The organism is Streptomyces altiplanensis, assembly GCF_053591575.1.
This window is the reverse complement of sequence record NZ_JBSFUB010000087.1, coordinates 1-15641: the sequence shown is the minus strand read 5'-3', so window position 1 is coordinate 15641 and position 15641 is coordinate 1. Positions and strand designations below refer to the sequence as shown.

Genomic DNA, 15641 nt, shown 5'->3' with positions numbered 1-15641 from the left:
CGGCGGCTGTCAGGGAGTCCGCGTCGGCTGACCCGCTTCCCGGCCTGACCATGCCTTGTCCCGGACGGCCGGGACCGGCTTCACGCCGCGGTCGGCACGCCACTGGGCGGACCGTTCGATCATGGTCCTCTGCCGCTCGAGGTGCTGCCCGAGTCTTTCGCGGCTGCTCTCCCCTGCGCCGGTCAGGTCGGTGCGCTCGAACACCCGCAGCGATCGAAGGAGCGGCTGAAGGATCTCAGTGACCAGTACGTTCCGGTCGAGGATGCCGGAGACGGCGATGCTTCGGGCCGCCGACCGCAGGGTGGGAGCGCTGTGGCCCGGCATCCGGAAGGAACAGACCACATCTCTCATGGCGTGCATGGTCCGGTCCGGATACCGGTCGAAGGCCGCGGCCAGGAGGTCGCGGTAGAACACCATGTGGAGGTTCTCGTCCGCCGCGATCCGTGACAGCAGCCGCTCGCACACCGGGTCGCCGCTGATCCTTCCGGTGTTGCGGTGCGCCACCCGGGTGGCCTGTTCCTGCACCATGACGTAGGCGATGCCATGGATGACCGACCCCGGGTACTCGCGGGTGTAGCCGGTGCGCATGTGCCGCATCCTGTGGCGCTCCAGGGCCACTGGGTCCACTGCACGTGTGACGTGCAGGTAATCCCGCAGGACGGTGCTGTGCCGGTCCTCCTCAGCCGTCCATTGACGGGTCCATTCGCCCCAGGCTCCGTCGCGGCCGAGCTCGGTGATCAGTTCCGTGTGGTAGCTCGGCAGGTTGTCTTCCGTGAGCAGGCTGAGAACGAGGGCGGAACGTGCGTGAGCAGACAGTGCCGACTGCTCGGGGTCCCAGGGCCGGCCCCGCAGTGGTCCGTCGAAGTCCTGGCCGCGGCTCCACGGCACGTACTGGTGGGGGAACCACTCCTGGGCCATCGAAAGGTGCCGGTCCAGGTGGGTGGCGACGACGGACTCGAGTTCCCGGAGTACGGACTCGTCGTCCTGTGAAGGGTCACCGACGGGACGTTGCATGGATGCTCCTGGTGGGGACGGCGTGTGGCAGAGACCACGGGCCCGGAGTGACGGGGCGTCGACGGATGGCCCGCGGGAGCGGTGCGGTGCGGGAGCGGGCCGTGGATCTACGCATGCCGGTTCCCGGCCGGCACGCGGGGGGCGGTCCGCCGGCGGGCGGCAGCACCTCGCAGGATTTCCGCGGCGGCGCTGTCCCTGACCGTTTCGCAGCTGCCCCCGAAGACGCTCAGGACCCGGACGTCCCGCAGCGCCGGGAGGAGACTGCTCCCGCCGCCCGCGGCGTTGAAAGCATCGGGACCGATGAGCCGGGCGCATCCGTTGACGACCCGCTGGGCGAGCCGTGCGCTCACGGTCTTGGCGAGGTCCGCATCGAGACGGTCGCCCGCGCCGTTGTCGAAGCGCTCCACGGCAGCGTCCAGAAACGCTTCCGCAGCCTCCACCTCCACGAGCCATCCGGCGAGTTCGGCACGTGCTCGTTGTGAGGTGGCCACCGCCGGAAGCGCGGCAGTACGCTCCACACAGCATCGTGCGCACTCCAGCACACCGGCGGAGATCGCAAGCCGTTCCTCCCCGAGAACCTGAGCCAGGTACGCCATAGCCAGACCGGGCCGGCCGAGCACGGCTTCCGCCGGCAGTTCGCAGCCTGTGAACCGGACGCGGCCGGTGCGCGAACTGCGCAGCCCCACGGTTTCCAGCTGCTGCACCTGCACCCCGGGGAGATCGGCCGGCACCAGGAAGAACGTCATCCCGAGAGCGCCGGCTCCGGCGTCGGTGCGAGCCAGCACGAACAGGCAGTCGGCGAGCGGCGCGTTGGTGATGAAGGTCTTCTCGCCGTCGAGAAGCCATCCCCGGTCAGTGGGGACCGCCCGGGTGGCTGTGCTGTTGACAAGGTCCGACCCTCCCGTGGGCTCGGTGATCGCCACAGCGGTGATCACGCGGCCGCTCAGGACCGGTTGCAGCCAGGTCTGCTTCTGTTCCTCGCTGCCCTGCCCCAGCAGCAGGGGCACGGTGACGTGTGTCTGCACGCACAAGCTCGTGCAGACCCCGCCGGCGGCGTAGCGGCTGACGGCCCGGATGAAGGCGATGCCGTGCGCGAGCCCCAGGCCCAGACCACCGTCGCGGACCGGAACGGGTACGCCGAACACCCCGGCGCGACCGGCGACGTCGAACAGCCGGCGGGTGGCCCCGCCGTTCGTCTCCCAATCCATCAGGTGCGGGGCGAAGTGGTGCCTCACCAGGGTGCGCGCCGAGGCGTGGAACGCGGCCATCGAGTCTGTACGGAGCGAGGGGACGGTCATTCGGCGGCCGCTTCCGCAGCGACGGGGAAGGGCAGTCCGGCGGCCCGCTCCAGCTGGTCCAGGCCGCCCAGCAGGACGGGAGCGAAGACGGAGTCCTGGTAGGCCCGGGCGATCCACTGCTCTTCGAGGAAGCCGTAACCTCCGTGGAACTGGCAGGAGGCCTCCACGGCTTGCGGGACGGCGAGTGCCACGTAGGCCGCCGCGCGCAGTGCGGCGGCGCGGGAGGACCATGCGGCCGGCGCCGCCGGCTCCCCCTCCGTCCAGGGTTTTCGCTGTGCCGGGGCCGTACGCGAGCGGACGCCGGCCCGTGCCAGGTATGCCTCGCACATCCTCACCCGCGCCGTCGCCTCCACCAGAGCGTGGCGCACCACCTGCTTGTCCACGAGATGAGCGCCGCCGAACGGCCGTCGGACCACGTGGTCGACGAGCGCCTCGACAGCGTCCGCGGCGAGTTCGGTGACCAAGCGCGCCAGCCTCAGCCGGGTCGCGGCGACCGTCTCGTGCAGCATGTGCACATCGGCGGGGCCCAGCCGGACGACGGCCGTGGCCGGGACGGACACCGAGTCCAGCCGCACGGACCCGAATGACGCCCCGGGAAGCGGGGACGGCCGGTGCTCGCCGCGCTCGGCCCCCCGGGCGTCGGCCGGCAGCAGAACGAGCACCGTGTCACCTCTCGCACCGGTGGCCTCCACCAGCGTTCCGTCGGCCTCCGGCAGTCCGAGTACATGGTCGGCGCGGCCATCGGCGAGCCATCCACCGGGCACTCTCCGGACGTCGATCTCGCATCGGGTGCCCAGCAGACCGTCGCTGGTGGAATGCCGTAGCGCCGTGCACAGGCGGGCGTGGTCCGCGGACGGGGGCAGCAGACGGGCGAGCACCGACGTCAGTCCTTCGGCCACGGCGCCGGCCGCCTCTTCGCCCAGGCGGCGCTTCGGTGGCCCGGCCCGGTCCGGGCCGGAAGAGGGGCTCCTTCTGTCCGGTCCGCGCGTGCCCTCCGGGACGGCCCGGGGGGTCAGCATCCCGCCCGCCCGCGGCCACCGTCGTCGAACATCGCCGCGAGGCCGGCGTCCAGCCGCACCGCAGAGGTGAAACCGAGCTCGCGGGCCGCCTTGTCCGTGGAACAGGTCCACCCCGGGCAACGCCCCTCCACCGCCTTGTCCCGGTTGGCGGCCGGGAACGCCCCGGGACCGCGCAGCCGGGCGGCCGTCTCCAGCAGCCAGGCCACACCGTGTACGGCCGGGGCCGGGACCGGCACCACCAGCGGGGGCCTGCGGCCCATCGCACGGGCCACTGCGGCGCACAGGCCGCCCCACGAATGTTCCACGCCGTCGGAGACCGTGTACACGCCGGCCGCCGGATCATCCCGGGACAGGGTCCCTCCGCGTTCCATCACCGCCTCCAGCGCGGCACACACGTCGTCGACGTGCACGAGGGAGTACCGGCAGGTGCCCCTGCCCGGGCGAGGTGCGACGCCCGCCCGGACCATCGCCGCCAGCGCGGGGACGAAGGCCGGGTCACCCGGCCCGTAGACGATCGGCGGCCGGATGACGACGGTCCGCAGGTCCGGCGCCAGCTCCCGGAGGGCCTGCTCCCCGGCGAGCTTGCTGCGGCCGTACCGGGAGACGGGGGCCGGAGGGTCCTCCTCCCGCCGGGGCCGGCCCGGAGCCGACGGGCCGGCGGCGGCGAGCGAGGAGCACAGGATCATGCGTGGCGGGGAGGAGAGCGCGGCGAGGTGCTCACCGAGCCGCCGGGTACCCGTCGCGTTGACCCGGTCGAAACCCTCCGCGCGCGGTGCCTTGACCACTCCGGCCAAGTGCAGCACGCACTCCGCGTCCCTGGCCGCCTCAGCCAGGCCCTTTCCGTCGGCCAGGTCTCCTTGCACCAGGCGCACCTTCCGCGGAAGGACGCCGAGGCAGGAGGTGGAGCGGACGATCGCCGTCACCTCGTGGTCGCGCGCCACGAGACGGCGGGTGAGCCGTCGGCCGATGAATCCCGTGGCGCCGGTGACCAGAACACGCATGGGCCGTCCTCAGTGGTTTCGCAGGGCTTGCTCGTACGATCCGTGCCGCAGCTCGCGCCGGTAGATCCGGTACGTCTTGGTGCGGCGGCAGCCGGCCGCCCGCAGCGATCGGAGCGCCGGCTTGTTGCTGTCCAGGACCCAGGAGATCTCGACAGCCTCGTAGCCCAGGCGGCGGGCGGCCCGCTCGGTCTCCGCCAGGAGCACGGGAAGCACTCCTGAGTTCCGGAACTCCTCGACGACGCCCAGCGCCATCAGCCGGCCGCGCCGGACCTGGCGCGACGCGCGCAGCATCCGGGCCAGCCCCGTGGGCACACCCCACCGGTGCAGACGTCCTCCGGCGGCCCGGAAGGCCGGGGCCAGGTCCGGGAGGGTGAGGGAGAAACCCGCCGGCTCGCCCGCGACCTCGGCGACGAGAGCCAGTTCGGGGCGCAGCGCCGGACGCAACTGGCCGGCCAGGTGCTGGAACTCACGGTCCGTCATGGGGACGAAGCCCCAGTTGTCCTGCCAGGCGCGGTGGTAGAGGTCGCGGATCCGCCGCATTTCGGTCGCGTAGTCGAGGACGTCGACGGTCCGGACGGTGATGTCGCCCCTCCGTACCGCAGCCGCCGCGACACGGCCGAGGGCCTCGGGCTGTTTCGGCACGCATGCCCATTCCCAGGCGTGAAGGTCCTGGACGGCCGTGAAACCGCAGCTCTCGATCAGCACGGGGGTGGACGGCGGGTTCCATGGCATGAGCAGGGCCGCCGGCAGGTCGAACCCGTCGACGAGGGCCCCGCACTCGTAGTTCGTCGAGAAGTTCACCGGGCCGACCATCGAGGTCATGTCCCGCTCGATGAGCCAGGAGCCGGCGGCCTGGAACAGCCGGCGGGCGACGTCGGGGTCGTCGACGCAGGTGAAGAGGCCGAAGAATCCGTCACGGGTTCCGTGGTGCCGGTTGAAGCGGGGGTCGTGCACCGCGGCGATGCGCCCCACCACCTTGCCGCCGCGGCGGGCGAGGTACAGCGCCACCTCGCCGAACGACAGGAACGGGTTCCGGGTGCGGGACAGCAGTCGGTACCGGTCCCGACGCAGGGGTGGGACCCAGCAGGTGTCCGCACGGTGCAATGCGTACTCGCACTCGACGAAGGCCTTCCGCTGCGCCCGGCTGCGCACCGGAGACACCGTCACAATATCCACGAAACTGGACAATAGCAGACATAAGTCTGGCTAAATGGGCGCTCAGTCCGGACGCTCCCCGTCACGGTCGCCGACGCCGATCCCCCTCGCACCCGAGCATGAAGAGGTCACACCATGCCCGACATCGACAGCGTCCCTCACAGCACCCTGATCGATGCGGTGTACGCCCACGCCCGCGACGGGGTCGCCGGCGAGTTGTGCGCGGCCGGCCATGGCGCGCACGCCGGGGAAGTGACCGACTACCGGACTTTCTGGTACCGGGCGGTGGCATGCGCCCTCGGCCTGCGACAACGCGGGGTGCGCACCGGTGATCACGTCGCGCTGGTCATGCACACCACGCTCGAAACCATGATCGCGACCGTGGGTGTCCAGGCCGCGGGAGGTGTGCTGGTGCCGCTGCGCGCCGTCGCACGTCCGCGGCCCGGCAGTCAGCACGCCCACCGGGCCCGCGACGCCATGGCCCTGGGCAGGGCCCGCTGGTGCCTGACTCCGCCCGGTGGTACGGACGCGTACGCCGGCCTGGCCCGCGACGCGGGACTGCCCACCATCGCCCTGCCCGTGGGCGAGTTCGTCCCGGCCGCCACGACGCCCGTCTCCGCACCCGTGCCTCCGCCGCCGGTGGCGCTCGACCCGAGCGGCGCCGCGCTGCTCCAGTTCAGCTCCGGGAGCACCTCCGCCCCCAAGGGCATCCTGCTCACGCACCGCAATCTCGCCGTCAACCTCACCGCGCTGAACGGCAGGGTGGGATACCACTGCGGGCGCGGGGTGTTCTGGCTTCCCCTGTCGCACGACATGGGCCTGATCGGCTGCTTCGCCAGCAGTCTGTTCTCAGGATCGTCGGTCCGGGCGCTGCCGCCGGAGTCCTTCGTCCGTGACCCGCTGCGCTGGATCACGGAGTTGTCCGACTTCCGCGCCACGCACACCGCGGGCCCCCCGTTCGGCTACGAACTGGCGGGGCGCAGGGCGAGGGAGCGGTTCACCCGCCCCTCCGCCCTCGACCTGTCGGCCCTTGAGGTGGCCCTCATCGGCGCGGAGCGAATCAGCCCCGCCCTGTGCGCGGAATTCGAACGGGCGCTGGCCCCGCAGGGACTCAAGCCCCATGTGCTGCTCCCCGCCTACGGCCTCGCCGAGAACTGCGTCGCGGTGGCCGCCCGCAGACCGCTCACTCCGACCACCGTACGGGTCTTCGACCGCCGGGCCCTGGGGGAAGGCCGGCTGGTCGCCCCCGCGGCCCCGCACGGCGCCGCAGGCTCCCCTCCGGGCGGCACCCAGTCGTTGGTGGGCCACGGCACTGCCGTCACGGGGACACGGGTACGTGTCACGACCCTCGACGGACGACGCGACGCGCTTCCGGACGGCTGTGTGGGCGAGATCCATGTCGGCGGGGAGGCCGCCACGGCCCGGATGGTGACCGACGGCCGATGGGAGCCCGTCCATCCTGACGGCTTCGTCCCCACCGGCGACCTCGGGGCGTATGCCGACGGCGAGCTCTTCGTCGTCGGCAGGCTGAAGGAGACGTTCAAGCACGCCGGCATGGTGTACGCGCCCGGCGACCTGGAGGCGGTCGCCCTGGCGGCGTGCCCTCCTTCGGTAACGGCTGCGGTGGCCGTCCCGGTCACGCCGGAGGACGAAGCCGCCGAGAGCGTCGTCCTGTTCCTCGAGATCAGCGGCCCCCCGGTCTCCGCCGCGGAGGACACGGGGGACACGGGGTCCGGCGAGGACACGCCGGGCATCGCCGACACGGTACGCCTTGCCGTGCTGAGGGAATTCGGCATGCCGGTCCGTGATGTCTTCGTCGTCGCCCGCGGCCTGCTGCCACGGACCGCGAGCGGCAAGGTGCAGCGCACACGGCTCGCCGCCGCGTACGTCTCGCACGGGGCCGACGGAGTGCCCGGCAGGCGGCAACCGGATTCCTGCGATGGGGCCACCCGGCCACATCACCACTTTTGATGGTCGCCGTGCGTAATATGACGGCCACTCAGAATGAGCCGACGGCGGATCGGCGCACCGTGACCGAGCAACGCCCAGGGAGACCAGCCGTGACGGATGTGCAGCCACTCTCGTCCGCCCTACAGCCCTCGCCTGCCGCGCACCTCGGCCCGGAAGAGCTGGGCGAAGCGATCAAGAACGTCCTCGCGACCAGAATCCGCGTGGCCCCCGACCGGCTGCCGGACTCCCTCACCCTCGAAGACCTGGGGCTGGACTCGTTGCTCCTGGCCGAGTCGCTGGTCGCTCTCGAGACCCGGTTCGGGGTCGTCATCGATCCGCTTCGCTTCGCGGAGCGGCTGACGCCCGGCCTGCCCCTCGGCGAGTTGGTCGCCGAACTGGCCGCACACATCGGAGCAACTCGATGACCACCACGGACATGGACTTCGGCCCCGCCCTCAACAGTGTGCTCGACACCGTGGACCGCTGGCAGGAACAGGGAAACTACCCGCTGTTCCCCGTCATTTCCGAGCCCCGCGGCACCCGTGCCCGACTGGCCGACGGCCGCATGGTCACAGTGTTCGGCTCATGCGACTACCTGGGGCTCAGCGGCCATCCCGCCGTCGTCGGTGCCGCCGTGGACGCCGTCCACCGGTTCGGTACGCACTGCTACGGCACGCAGCCCGTCGGCGGATACACCGAACTCCACCGCAGCCTGGAGCACGCCCTCGCGGAGTTCTTCGGCAAACCCTCTGCGGCACTGTTTCCGACCGGCATGCAGGCCAACATCGGGGTGCTGACGACATTCGCGGGCCCCGGTGACGCGATTCTCTCGGACCAGCTCAACCACGGATCGATCACCATGGGCGGCCGTCTGTCCGGGGCTCAGTTGATGACTTTCCGCCACAACGACCTGGACGACCTGGCGGCAAAGCTCGTCGAGGCCGCCGGCGCCCGCCGCCGGATCATCGTCGTCGACGGGCTCTTCAGCGCCGACGGCGACTTCGCCCCGCTGGCCGGCATCGCGGATCTCGCGGACCGCCACGAAGCCCTGCTGATCGTCGACGAGGCGCACGCCGGCGGAGCGGTGGGACCACGCGGCCGCGGCGCTGCCGAACTCCTCGGGGTGCTGGACCGTGTCGACGTCATCACCGGAACCATGAGCAAGGCGTTCGCGAGCACGGGGGGATTCGCCTGTGGCAGCGACCGGGCGATGCGCCTCGTACGCCACACGGCCGGGGCGTACCTGCTCTCACTCGGCCTGGCCCCGGCCACGGTCGGCGCCTCCCTCGCGGCGGTGCGGGTGGCCGCGGCGGAAGGCCTCGCCCTGCGTACCCGGAACGCCGCCAACGCGAAGGCGTTTCGCGAACGCCTCCAAGATGCCGGTGTGAACATCGGGGCCTCCAGTGCGCATGTGGTGCTCGTCCACATCGGACGCGTCGATGACACCGCACGCATCGCCACCCGTCTGCTCGAACAAGGTCTCCTCGTGAACCCCCTGTTCCCCCCTGCCGTACCGATCGGGGGAGCACGTCTGAGGATCGGCGTGACCAGCGCCCACAGCGAGGACGAGATCGCGAAAGCGGCGGACGCCATCGCCGGCGCGCTGGACTGCTGACAGGTTCACACCGTGTCGGCCCGGCGCGTTTCCCCCGCGGGAGAGGTCAGCAACGAGATGGCGGTATCGGGCGGCGTCGTCACAGCGCCGTCAGGAGAAGCACGGCGTTCTGGCCGCCGAAGCCGAACGCGTTGACGACAGCTGTCCCCACTGGCGAGCGGCGAGGCCGCCCCGTCGGAATATCGAGTTCACGACCCGCCTCCTGCTGCACCAGGTTGGCCGTGGGAGGGACGGCCTGGTGTTCCATGGCCAGCAGGGTGAACGCGGTGGCGAGGGCGCCGGCGGCACCCATGGCATGCCCGACCACGCTCTTGGCCGCCGTGACCACCGGTGGCGTGCCGAAGACACGGAGAAGGGCCTCGGCCTCCACGGCGTCGCCCCTCCGTGTACCGGTGCCATGAGCGCTGACGTGGTCCACGTCGGCGGGCGCGCAACCGGCATCCGCCAGTGCGCTCCACAGCGCCTGTTCCGCGCCGCGCCCACCCGGATGAGGCGCGATCGGATGGTACGCGTCGGCCGAGGCGCCGTAACCGCGCACGAACGCGCGTACTCGTGCCCCGCGTGCCCGGGCATGGGCGGTCGACTCCAGGACGAGTACGGCTGACCCCTCGCCCAGCACCAGGCCGTCCCGGTCGACGTCGAAGGGCCGCGAGGCCGAGTCGGGGCCCGCGGGGCACTCCTGCGAGAGCGCCTTCATCTGCGCGAGGCACGCCACGTTCATCGGTGCCCGCGGGGACTCGCTGCCCCCGGTCAGCACGATGTCGCAGGTACCCGCCCGGATCAGGTCACGAGCCACGCCGATGGCCGTCATGCTGGAGGCACAGGCGCTGGTGGTCACGAAATTGGGACCTCGCGCACCCAGGTCGATGGCCACCTCACCGGCCAGCTGACTGGGGATGCTGCGGGCCAGTGCGAGGGGTGACACGGCGCTCGGGCGGCCTTGGCCGAGTTGCGAGAATTCCTGGGCGTACGTCTGCAGACTGTTGCTGCTCACACCGAGCACCACGCCGACGCGTTCCGCGGCCCACTCGTGCGGGGCGAGCCCGGCATCGCGCACCGCCCGTCGGGCAGCCGCCAGCCCCAGATGCGCGAATCTGTCCAGGCGCCGGCTCATCCGGACGCCCAGTTCCGCGACGGCGTCGAATCCGCTCACCTGGCAGGAGAAGTCGACGGACAGGCCGGCGAGGGCAGGGTCACGGGCTGCCAGCGAACGGCCGACGCACAGGGTTTCCCAGACTGTCTGCGGGCTGTCGCCCGCAGGGGTCACGAGCCCGAGCCCGGTCACGGCCACTCGCTGATCACTCAACCCGGGCTCCCCCGGCCTGGACCGTCGCACCGTCGCGGGGCACCGCCCGGTCCGCGCGCAGACCCTGTCCATCGGGAAGCACGGCGCCCTCGCCGATCCGTTTGACCGCGTCGGCGATTTCGCTGATTGTCGCGTCGGGGCCGATTTCCGCCAGATCGTCGGGGATTCGGATTCCGGTCTCGCTTTCGATGACGACCACGAGTTCCATCAAGGCGAGGGAGTCCATCTCCAGTTCCTCGAAGGTGGTGTCCGGACGCAGCCTGTCGACGTCGATGTCGAAGTGGTACGACACCAATTCGACGAGGGACCGGCAGGAGAGATCATGCATGGTGGTGTTCCCTTTCGCCCATGGACAGCGCGCTGTTCTCAAGCGTTGGTGCCGGGACGAGCCTTCTCGTCATGTGCTGCCATCGCAGGAATACCAGATCTGTCCTCCCGCATCCCGAAGGATGCTGCGCGCCATTCGGATGGCTCTCACCGCGGTGGTCTTTCCGACGCCGCGTCGAGTGCTGGAACCGCTGTTCTCCAAGACCGCGTGGATACTTACCGAAGCGGGCATTCAGGTGCCCCGGGTTCCATGACCGTTGTACGGCCCGGTGAAGCGGCGGCCTTTCGCCGTCGGCGCCGCGCCGCGGCCGCACTCCGCCGAGCGGCGTACCCCAGCAGCACCAGCGCCACGGCCAGCACGCAGTCCGCCCAGAAGTGATTGGCTGTCACCACGACCACCGCGAGGGTGACCGCGGCATGGGCCACTCCCAGCCACCGCCAGCGACTTCCGCTGATCCGGACTGCGGCAGCCGCGACCAGCACACACCAAGCGACGTGCATCGAAGGCATCGCGGCGAACTCGTTCACGACGGCCCCGGCAACGGGTCGCCCGAAGATCGACTGGCCGTACTGCGCCGCAACGTCCACGAAACCGTTCTGCGGCAGTATCCGCGGCGGTGCCACGGGAACGAACTGCACGAGCAGGCAGACCGCGGTCACCAGAGCCACCGTGTTCCGCACCCGGCCGTAGTGCGGCCGGTGCCGGAGGAATACCCAGAGGAGCATGCCGGCCATCGCGGCCACGTGCATCACGGCGTAGTAGTAGTTGGCTGCTGCCAACAGCCGTGGGTGCGGCAGCACCGTGCGCTGCACCATCGCCTCGTCGGGCAGCCCGAAGTCGCTTTCGGCGCGGTGAATCCAAAGGGCGCGGTCCAGGGCGCGGTGGGCGCTCGTCATCGACTGGTGACCCGCCAGCTGCCACAACCCGAACAGGGTCAGCAGCACCGCCGCCTCGGTCAGGGCCGCGACGGCCGGCCGCCGGCGGTCCCACCGCCTTGCCGTCATGTCCGCACCTCGGAGGGTCGGGGCCCGATGAGAGCCAGACCATAGAGCGCCGGAACGGTCCCGGTGGCGCGGCACGGCCGTCGCCAGGGCTGTTCGGGTGGGGGCCGGGGGGCTCGGTCCTGGGTGACGCCGTCCGCTGGGACGAGGCCGTCACCAAGCCCGGGTACGAGCACCTGCACCCCGGCGCGCACAAGGTCACCGTCGTCGGCACCGCCCTCTCCGCGCCCCTCGGCGTGGTGCGCGCCCCGCGCTCCCTGCCGAGCCCGATCGTGGCCGCCCGCTGACGCGGTCGAGCCGGTTGGTCCCCGGCCGGCCCCCGAGAACGATCAAGGGGCCGTTTCAGATTGCTCTGAAACGGCCCCTTGATCTGCGACTCTTTCGAGTCGGGACGACAGGATTTGAACCTGCGACCCCTTGACCCCCAGTCAAGTGCGCTACCAAGCTGCGCCACGTCCCGATGCCCGCCTGACCTGGGGTTTCCCCTGGCTGAGCGCGCAACAGAACAATACCGCACTCCGTGAGTGGTCCCGAATCCGCTGCCCGTCGCGGCGGCCTCGGGCCTCCGGCGTCTCTCCAACGCCTCTCCGGAGCGTTCGAGTTCGTGGCGGTCCCGGAGCCGTCTGCGCACGGCGCTCCGGAACCGGAGCGGGTGACAATGGGCGGATGGACGACACGGAGCAGAGCAGGAGGGACCGCGACCCCGAGGGACGGGCGCGCAACGCGCGACCGCGCGACGGACTCGGGCGGCCGCTGCCGTACGGGGCGCAGGGCGTGGCCAGACAGCCCGAGGGAGTGGTGCGCACCGGGGACGAGACGGTGCGCGAGGCGCAGCGGCTGCTCGACGCCGGAATGCCGTTCCACGCCCACGAGGTCTTCGAGGACGCCTGGAAGTCGGGTCCCGAAGCGGAACGCGCGCTGTGGCGCGGCCTCGCCCAGCTCGCCGTCGGTCTCACCCACGCCGCCCGGGGCAACAGGAACGGCGGTGCGACGCTGCTGCGGCGCGGGGCCGCCGGAATCGCCGCGTACGGCGACGCACGCCCCTACGGGCTCGGCATCCGCGAACTCAGCGCCTGGGCCGAGGCGCTGGCGGGCCGTGTCGAGCGGGAAGCGGAGCCCGTACCGGCCGCCGGGACCGCTCCGCGCCTGCGCGGGCGACCGGACGGGCCCGATGCGGCAGACTCCGTGCGGTGAGAAAGATCTATGTCATAGGAATCGGCGCGGGCGACCCGGACCATCTGACGATCCAGGCCGTCAAAGCGCTCAACGCGGTGGATGTCTTCTTCCTCCTCGACAAGGGCGAGGAGAAGTCGGACCTGATCCGGCTGCGGCACGACATCCTCGACGCGCACATCGCGGCGGACCGGGAGTACCGGCTGGTCGAGGGGCGTGACCCGGACCGCGACCGCCGGGCCGGCGGCGCCGACTACTCCCCCGCGGTCGGCGACTGGCGCAGCCGCCGGGCCGACATATTCGAGCGGATGATCACCGAAGAGCTGGCGGACGACCAGACCGGCGCGTTCCTGGTGTGGGGCGACCCGGCGCTGTACGACAGCACGCTCGGCATCCTGGAGGAGATCCTGGAGCGCGGGGCGGTGACCTTCGACCACGAGGTCGTGCCCGGCGTCAGCAGCGTGTCAGCGCTGGTCGCCCGCCATCGCACCGGGCTGAACCGGGTGGCGAAGCCAGTCCAGATCACGACGGGCCGGCGGCTCGCGGAGGGCTGGCCCGAGGGCGCGGACGACGTGGTGGTGATGCTCGACGCGCACCAGGTGTTCCAGCGCTACGCCGAGGACGATCCGTACATCTACTGGGGCGCCTACGTCGGGACCGCGGACGAGATCCTCGTCTCCGGCCCGCTCTCGGAGGTCTCGGACCGGATCCTCGCGCTGCGCGCCGAAGCCCGCGCCCGCAAGGGCTGGATCATGGACACCTATCTGCTGCGCCGCGACTGAGGCATCCCAGCCGCTCCAGCTCCGCCACCGCCCCGGCCACGCCGGGGACGGTGCGCACCCCCGGCGGCGGGAGCGGACGGCGTACGACGACGACCGGCAGGCCCAGCTCTCGGGCCGCGGTGAGCTTCGCGGCGGTGGCGGGGCCGCCGCTGTCCTTGGTGACGAGGACGTCGGCGGCGTACGTCCGGAGCAGTTCCCGCTCGCCCTCGACGGTGTACGGGCCGCGGTCGAGCAGGAGCCGTGTGTGGCGCGGCAGCGGCGGCTGCGGGGGCTCTACGGACCGTACGAGGAAGTGGAGCGCGTCCTGGCCCGCGAAGGCGGCCAGACCGAGCCTGCCGGTGGTGAGGAACACCCGGCGGCCGAGCGCCGGCAGCCGCTCCGCCGCGTCCTGGAGGCTGTCGGCGAAATGCCAGCGGTCACCGGGCCCCGGCTGCCAGCCCGGGCGGCGCAGCGCGACCAGCGGGACGCCCGCGGCGGTCGTCGCCTCGGCCGCGTTCGCGCTGATCACGGCGGCGAAGGGGTGTGTGGCGTCGATCACTGCGGCGACCCGCTGCTCGCTCAGCCAGGCCGCCATCGGCCCCGGGCCGCCGAAGCCTCCGACGCGAATCTCGCCATCAGGCATCCTTGGTTGTGTCACCCGTCCTGCAAGCGAGGTCGTCACCCGCAGGAGGGGGCACGGGGCCAGCGTCCGCGCGAGCTGCCTGGCTTCCGTCGTACCGCCGAGTATCAGTACGTGGCCGGTGCCGGTGATCATGGCATCACGCTACCGGAGCAGTCCCGACGGGGGTGTTTCAGGAAAGTGGTTCAGGTCACTCGATTCAAGGCGTAACGAAATGGCGAGAGCGTGCGATGAACCCACAGGTGTCGTCGCGCCGTCCATTACGTCATGCGACCTCGCCTCGTCATCATTTTTGCTACGAGAGGCTCCTCGTGTCGGTCAGTCCGTCCCGCCCGTTCCCACAGGAGATTGCGGAATCCCCTTCCCTCGTCGCGCTCATCGAGCGCGGCAAGGAGCAGGGTCACATCAACGGCGACGACGTACGCCACGCCTTCGAGGCGGACAGCATCCCCGCGGACCAGCTGAAGCGGGTGCTGCGCAGCCTCAACCAGGTCCTCGACGAAGAGGGCGTGACGCTGATGGTGACCGCGCCCAAGGCTCCGGCCAAGGCGCCCGCCAAGCGTGCGCGCAAGACCGCCGCGAGGGACGAGGAGAAGCGTCCGGTCAAGAGGACCGCCGTCAAGAAAACCGTCAAGAAGACCGCTTCGGCGGCCTCGCCGGCGGCTCCCGCGTCAATATCGGTAATGGGCTCCACCGCCGACGAAGAGGCCCCCGCGGCCCCGGCGAAGCGCGCCGCGAAGAAGACGGCCGCGAAGAAGACCGCGGCCAAGAAGGCCGCGGCCTCCCCCGACGAGCCGCAGGCCGACGCCTGGTCCGAGGACGCGGGTGCCGGTGACGACGCGGACGAGAAGCCCACGAAGCAGCCGCAGCAGGGTGACGGTTACGTCCTGTCCGACGAGGACGAGGACGACGCGCCCGCGCAGCAGGTCATGGTCGCCGGCGCCACCGCCGACCCGGTCAAGGACTACCTGAAGCTGATCGGCAAGGTGCCGCTGCTCAACGCCGAGCAGGAGGTGGAGCTCGCCAAGCGCATCGAGGCGGGTCTCTTCTCCGAGCACAAGCTGGAGGAGGAGGACGAGCAGGACCCGGTCTTCCGGCGTGAGCTGGAGATCCTCGTCGAGGACGGCCGCCGTGCCAAGAACCACCTGCTGGAGGCCAACCTCCGCCTGGTGGTCTCGCTGGCCAAGCGCTACACCGGCCGCGGCATGCTCTTCCTGGACCTGATCCAGGAGGGCAACGTCGGTCTGATCCGCGCGGTGGAGAAGTTCGACTACACCAAGGGCTTCAAGTTCTCGACGTACGCCACCTGGTGGATCCGGCAGGCGATCACCCGCGCGATGGCCGACCAGGCCCGCACCATCCGCATCCCGGTGCACATGG

Annotated in this window: 16 protein-coding genes and 1 tRNA gene; 7 read left to right on the top strand and 10 right to left on the bottom strand. The window is 71.2% G+C overall.

All coding sequences use genetic code 11. From position 1 onward, the window contains the following. Positions 1-9: 9 nt before the first annotated feature. From ACWD0Y_RS28600 to ACWD0Y_RS28580, 5 genes are all read right to left on the bottom strand, one after another. Positions 10-1014 (bottom strand): acyl-ACP desaturase, encoded by a 1005-nt coding sequence (locus ACWD0Y_RS28600; RefSeq protein WP_450263212.1) that lies wholly within the window; start codon positions 1012-1014, stop codon positions 10-12. A 107-nt stretch (positions 1015-1121) separates the two neighbouring features. Then, on the bottom strand, positions 1122-2312 hold the full coding sequence (locus ACWD0Y_RS28595; RefSeq protein ID WP_450263211.1) for an acyl-CoA dehydrogenase family protein: 1191 nt from the start codon (positions 2310-2312) through the stop codon (positions 1122-1124). Further along, positions 2309-3211 carry an acyl-CoA dehydrogenase family protein gene (locus ACWD0Y_RS28590; protein WP_450263210.1) on the bottom strand — a complete coding sequence of 301 codons (903 nt, stop codon included), beginning with the start codon at positions 3209-3211 and terminating at the stop codon, positions 2309-2311. Before ACWD0Y_RS28590 ends, ACWD0Y_RS28595 begins: the two co-directional genes overlap by 4 nt. 113 nt (positions 3212-3324) lie before the next feature. Next, a complete protein-coding gene (locus ACWD0Y_RS28585; protein WP_450263209.1) occupies positions 3325-4332 on the bottom strand; it encodes an NAD-dependent epimerase/dehydratase family protein in 1008 nt (335 codons plus the stop codon). A gap of 9 nt (positions 4333-4341) precedes the next feature. Next, complete coding sequence (locus ACWD0Y_RS28580) at positions 4342-5508, bottom strand: N-acetyltransferase family protein (protein WP_450263208.1); 1167 nt, start codon at positions 5506-5508, stop codon at positions 4342-4344. A 114-nt stretch (positions 5509-5622) separates the two neighbouring features. On the opposite strand from ACWD0Y_RS28580, the gene ACWD0Y_RS28575 reads away from it, so the two are divergent. The 3 genes from ACWD0Y_RS28575 to ACWD0Y_RS28565 all read left to right on the top strand — a co-directional run bounded on the left by ACWD0Y_RS28575 (position 5623) and on the right by ACWD0Y_RS28565 (position 9052). Then, positions 5623-7458 (top strand): AMP-binding protein, encoded by a 1836-nt coding sequence (locus ACWD0Y_RS28575; RefSeq protein ID WP_450263207.1) that lies wholly within the window; start codon positions 5623-5625, stop codon positions 7456-7458. Between the two features lie 89 nt (positions 7459-7547). Then, positions 7548-7862 (top strand): acyl carrier protein, encoded by a 315-nt coding sequence (locus tag ACWD0Y_RS28570; RefSeq protein WP_450263206.1) that lies wholly within the window; start codon positions 7548-7550, stop codon positions 7860-7862. Next, entirely contained in the window at positions 7859-9052 is a 1194-nt protein-coding gene (locus ACWD0Y_RS28565; RefSeq protein WP_450263205.1) for an aminotransferase class I/II-fold pyridoxal phosphate-dependent enzyme, read from the top strand. Before ACWD0Y_RS28570 ends, ACWD0Y_RS28565 begins: the two co-directional genes overlap by 4 nt. 79 nt (positions 9053-9131) lie before the next feature. Here the strand turns inward: ACWD0Y_RS28565 and ACWD0Y_RS28560 are convergent, their stop codons facing one another. The 3 genes from ACWD0Y_RS28560 to ACWD0Y_RS28550 form a co-directional block, all read right to left on the bottom strand. Continuing rightward, the gene (locus tag ACWD0Y_RS28560) at positions 9132-10358 is read right to left on the bottom strand and encodes a beta-ketoacyl-[acyl-carrier-protein] synthase family protein (RefSeq protein ID WP_450263204.1); all 1227 of its coding nucleotides are present in this window, start codon (positions 10356-10358) and stop codon (positions 9132-9134) included. After that, entirely contained in the window at positions 10351-10686 is a 336-nt protein-coding gene (locus ACWD0Y_RS28555) for an acyl carrier protein (RefSeq protein ID WP_450263203.1), read from the bottom strand. The genes ACWD0Y_RS28560 and ACWD0Y_RS28555 overlap by 8 nt, the downstream gene beginning before the upstream one ends. Before the next feature lie 215 nt (positions 10687-10901). After that, a complete protein-coding gene (locus ACWD0Y_RS28550; RefSeq protein WP_450263202.1) occupies positions 10902-11690 on the bottom strand; it encodes a phosphatase PAP2 family protein in 789 nt (262 codons plus the stop codon). Between ACWD0Y_RS28550 and ACWD0Y_RS28545 the strand changes: the two genes are divergently transcribed. Then, the gene (locus tag ACWD0Y_RS28545) at positions 11681-11974 is read left to right on the top strand and encodes a hypothetical protein (protein WP_450263201.1); all 294 of its coding nucleotides are present in this window, start codon (positions 11681-11683) and stop codon (positions 11972-11974) included. The two genes, ACWD0Y_RS28550 and ACWD0Y_RS28545, sit on opposite strands and share 10 nt — an antisense overlap. Before the next feature lie 99 nt (positions 11975-12073). On the opposite strand, the gene ACWD0Y_RS28540 is transcribed toward ACWD0Y_RS28545, so the two are convergent. Beyond that, positions 12074-12147 (bottom strand) — tRNA-Pro (locus ACWD0Y_RS28540). 206 nt (positions 12148-12353) lie between these two features. Between ACWD0Y_RS28540 and ACWD0Y_RS28535 the strand changes: the two genes are divergently transcribed. Beyond that, positions 12354-12881, top strand: coding sequence for a DUF309 domain-containing protein (locus tag ACWD0Y_RS28535; RefSeq protein ID WP_450263200.1), 528 nt, complete (start codon positions 12354-12356; stop codon positions 12879-12881). After that, complete coding sequence (cobF, locus tag ACWD0Y_RS28530; protein ID WP_450263199.1) at positions 12878-13642, top strand: precorrin-6A synthase (deacetylating); 765 nt, start codon at positions 12878-12880, stop codon at positions 13640-13642. Before ACWD0Y_RS28535 ends, cobF begins: the two co-directional genes overlap by 4 nt. Here cobF and ACWD0Y_RS28525 read toward each other — a convergent pair. Then, positions 13611-14396, bottom strand: a complete 786-nt coding sequence (locus ACWD0Y_RS28525; protein WP_450263198.1) for a cobalt-precorrin-6A reductase — start codon at positions 14394-14396, stop codon at positions 13611-13613. The two genes, cobF and ACWD0Y_RS28525, sit on opposite strands and share 32 nt — an antisense overlap. Positions 14397-14572: 176 nt before the next feature. On the opposite strand from ACWD0Y_RS28525, the gene ACWD0Y_RS28520 reads away from it, so the two are divergent. Continuing rightward, positions 14573-15641, top strand: a 1069-nt coding sequence (locus ACWD0Y_RS28520) for a sigma-70 family RNA polymerase sigma factor (RefSeq protein WP_450263197.1), incomplete at its 3' end; no start/stop codon positions are given.

Bases quoted from the DNA above. Each gene is read 5' to 3' on its own strand.
- ACWD0Y_RS28600 (WP_450263212.1), bottom strand. From the start codon at position 1,014: ATGCAACGTCCCGTCGGTGACCCTTCACAGGACGACGAGTCCGTACTC.
- ACWD0Y_RS28595 (WP_450263211.1), bottom strand. From the start codon at position 2,312: ATGACCGTCCCCTCGCTCCGTACAGACTCGATGGCCGCGTTCCACGCC.
- ACWD0Y_RS28585 (WP_450263209.1), bottom strand. From the start codon at position 4,332: ATGCGTGTTCTGGTCACCGGCGCCACGGGATTCATCGGCCGACGGCTC.
- ACWD0Y_RS28575 (WP_450263207.1), top strand. From the start codon at position 5,623: ATGCCCGACATCGACAGCGTCCCTCACAGCACCCTGATCGATGCGGTG.
- ACWD0Y_RS28565 (WP_450263205.1), top strand. From the start codon at position 7,859: ATGACCACCACGGACATGGACTTCGGCCCCGCCCTCAACAGTGTGCTC.
- ACWD0Y_RS28555 (WP_450263203.1), bottom strand. From the start codon at position 10,686: ATGCATGATCTCTCCTGCCGGTCCCTCGTCGAATTGGTGTCGTACCAC.
- ACWD0Y_RS28550 (WP_450263202.1), bottom strand. From the start codon at position 11,690: ATGACGGCAAGGCGGTGGGACCGCCGGCGGCCGGCCGTCGCGGCCCTG.
- ACWD0Y_RS28535 (WP_450263200.1), top strand. From the start codon at position 12,354: ATGGACGACACGGAGCAGAGCAGGAGGGACCGCGACCCCGAGGGACGG.
- ACWD0Y_RS28525 (WP_450263198.1), bottom strand. From the start codon at position 14,396: ATGATCACCGGCACCGGCCACGTACTGATACTCGGCGGTACGACGGAA.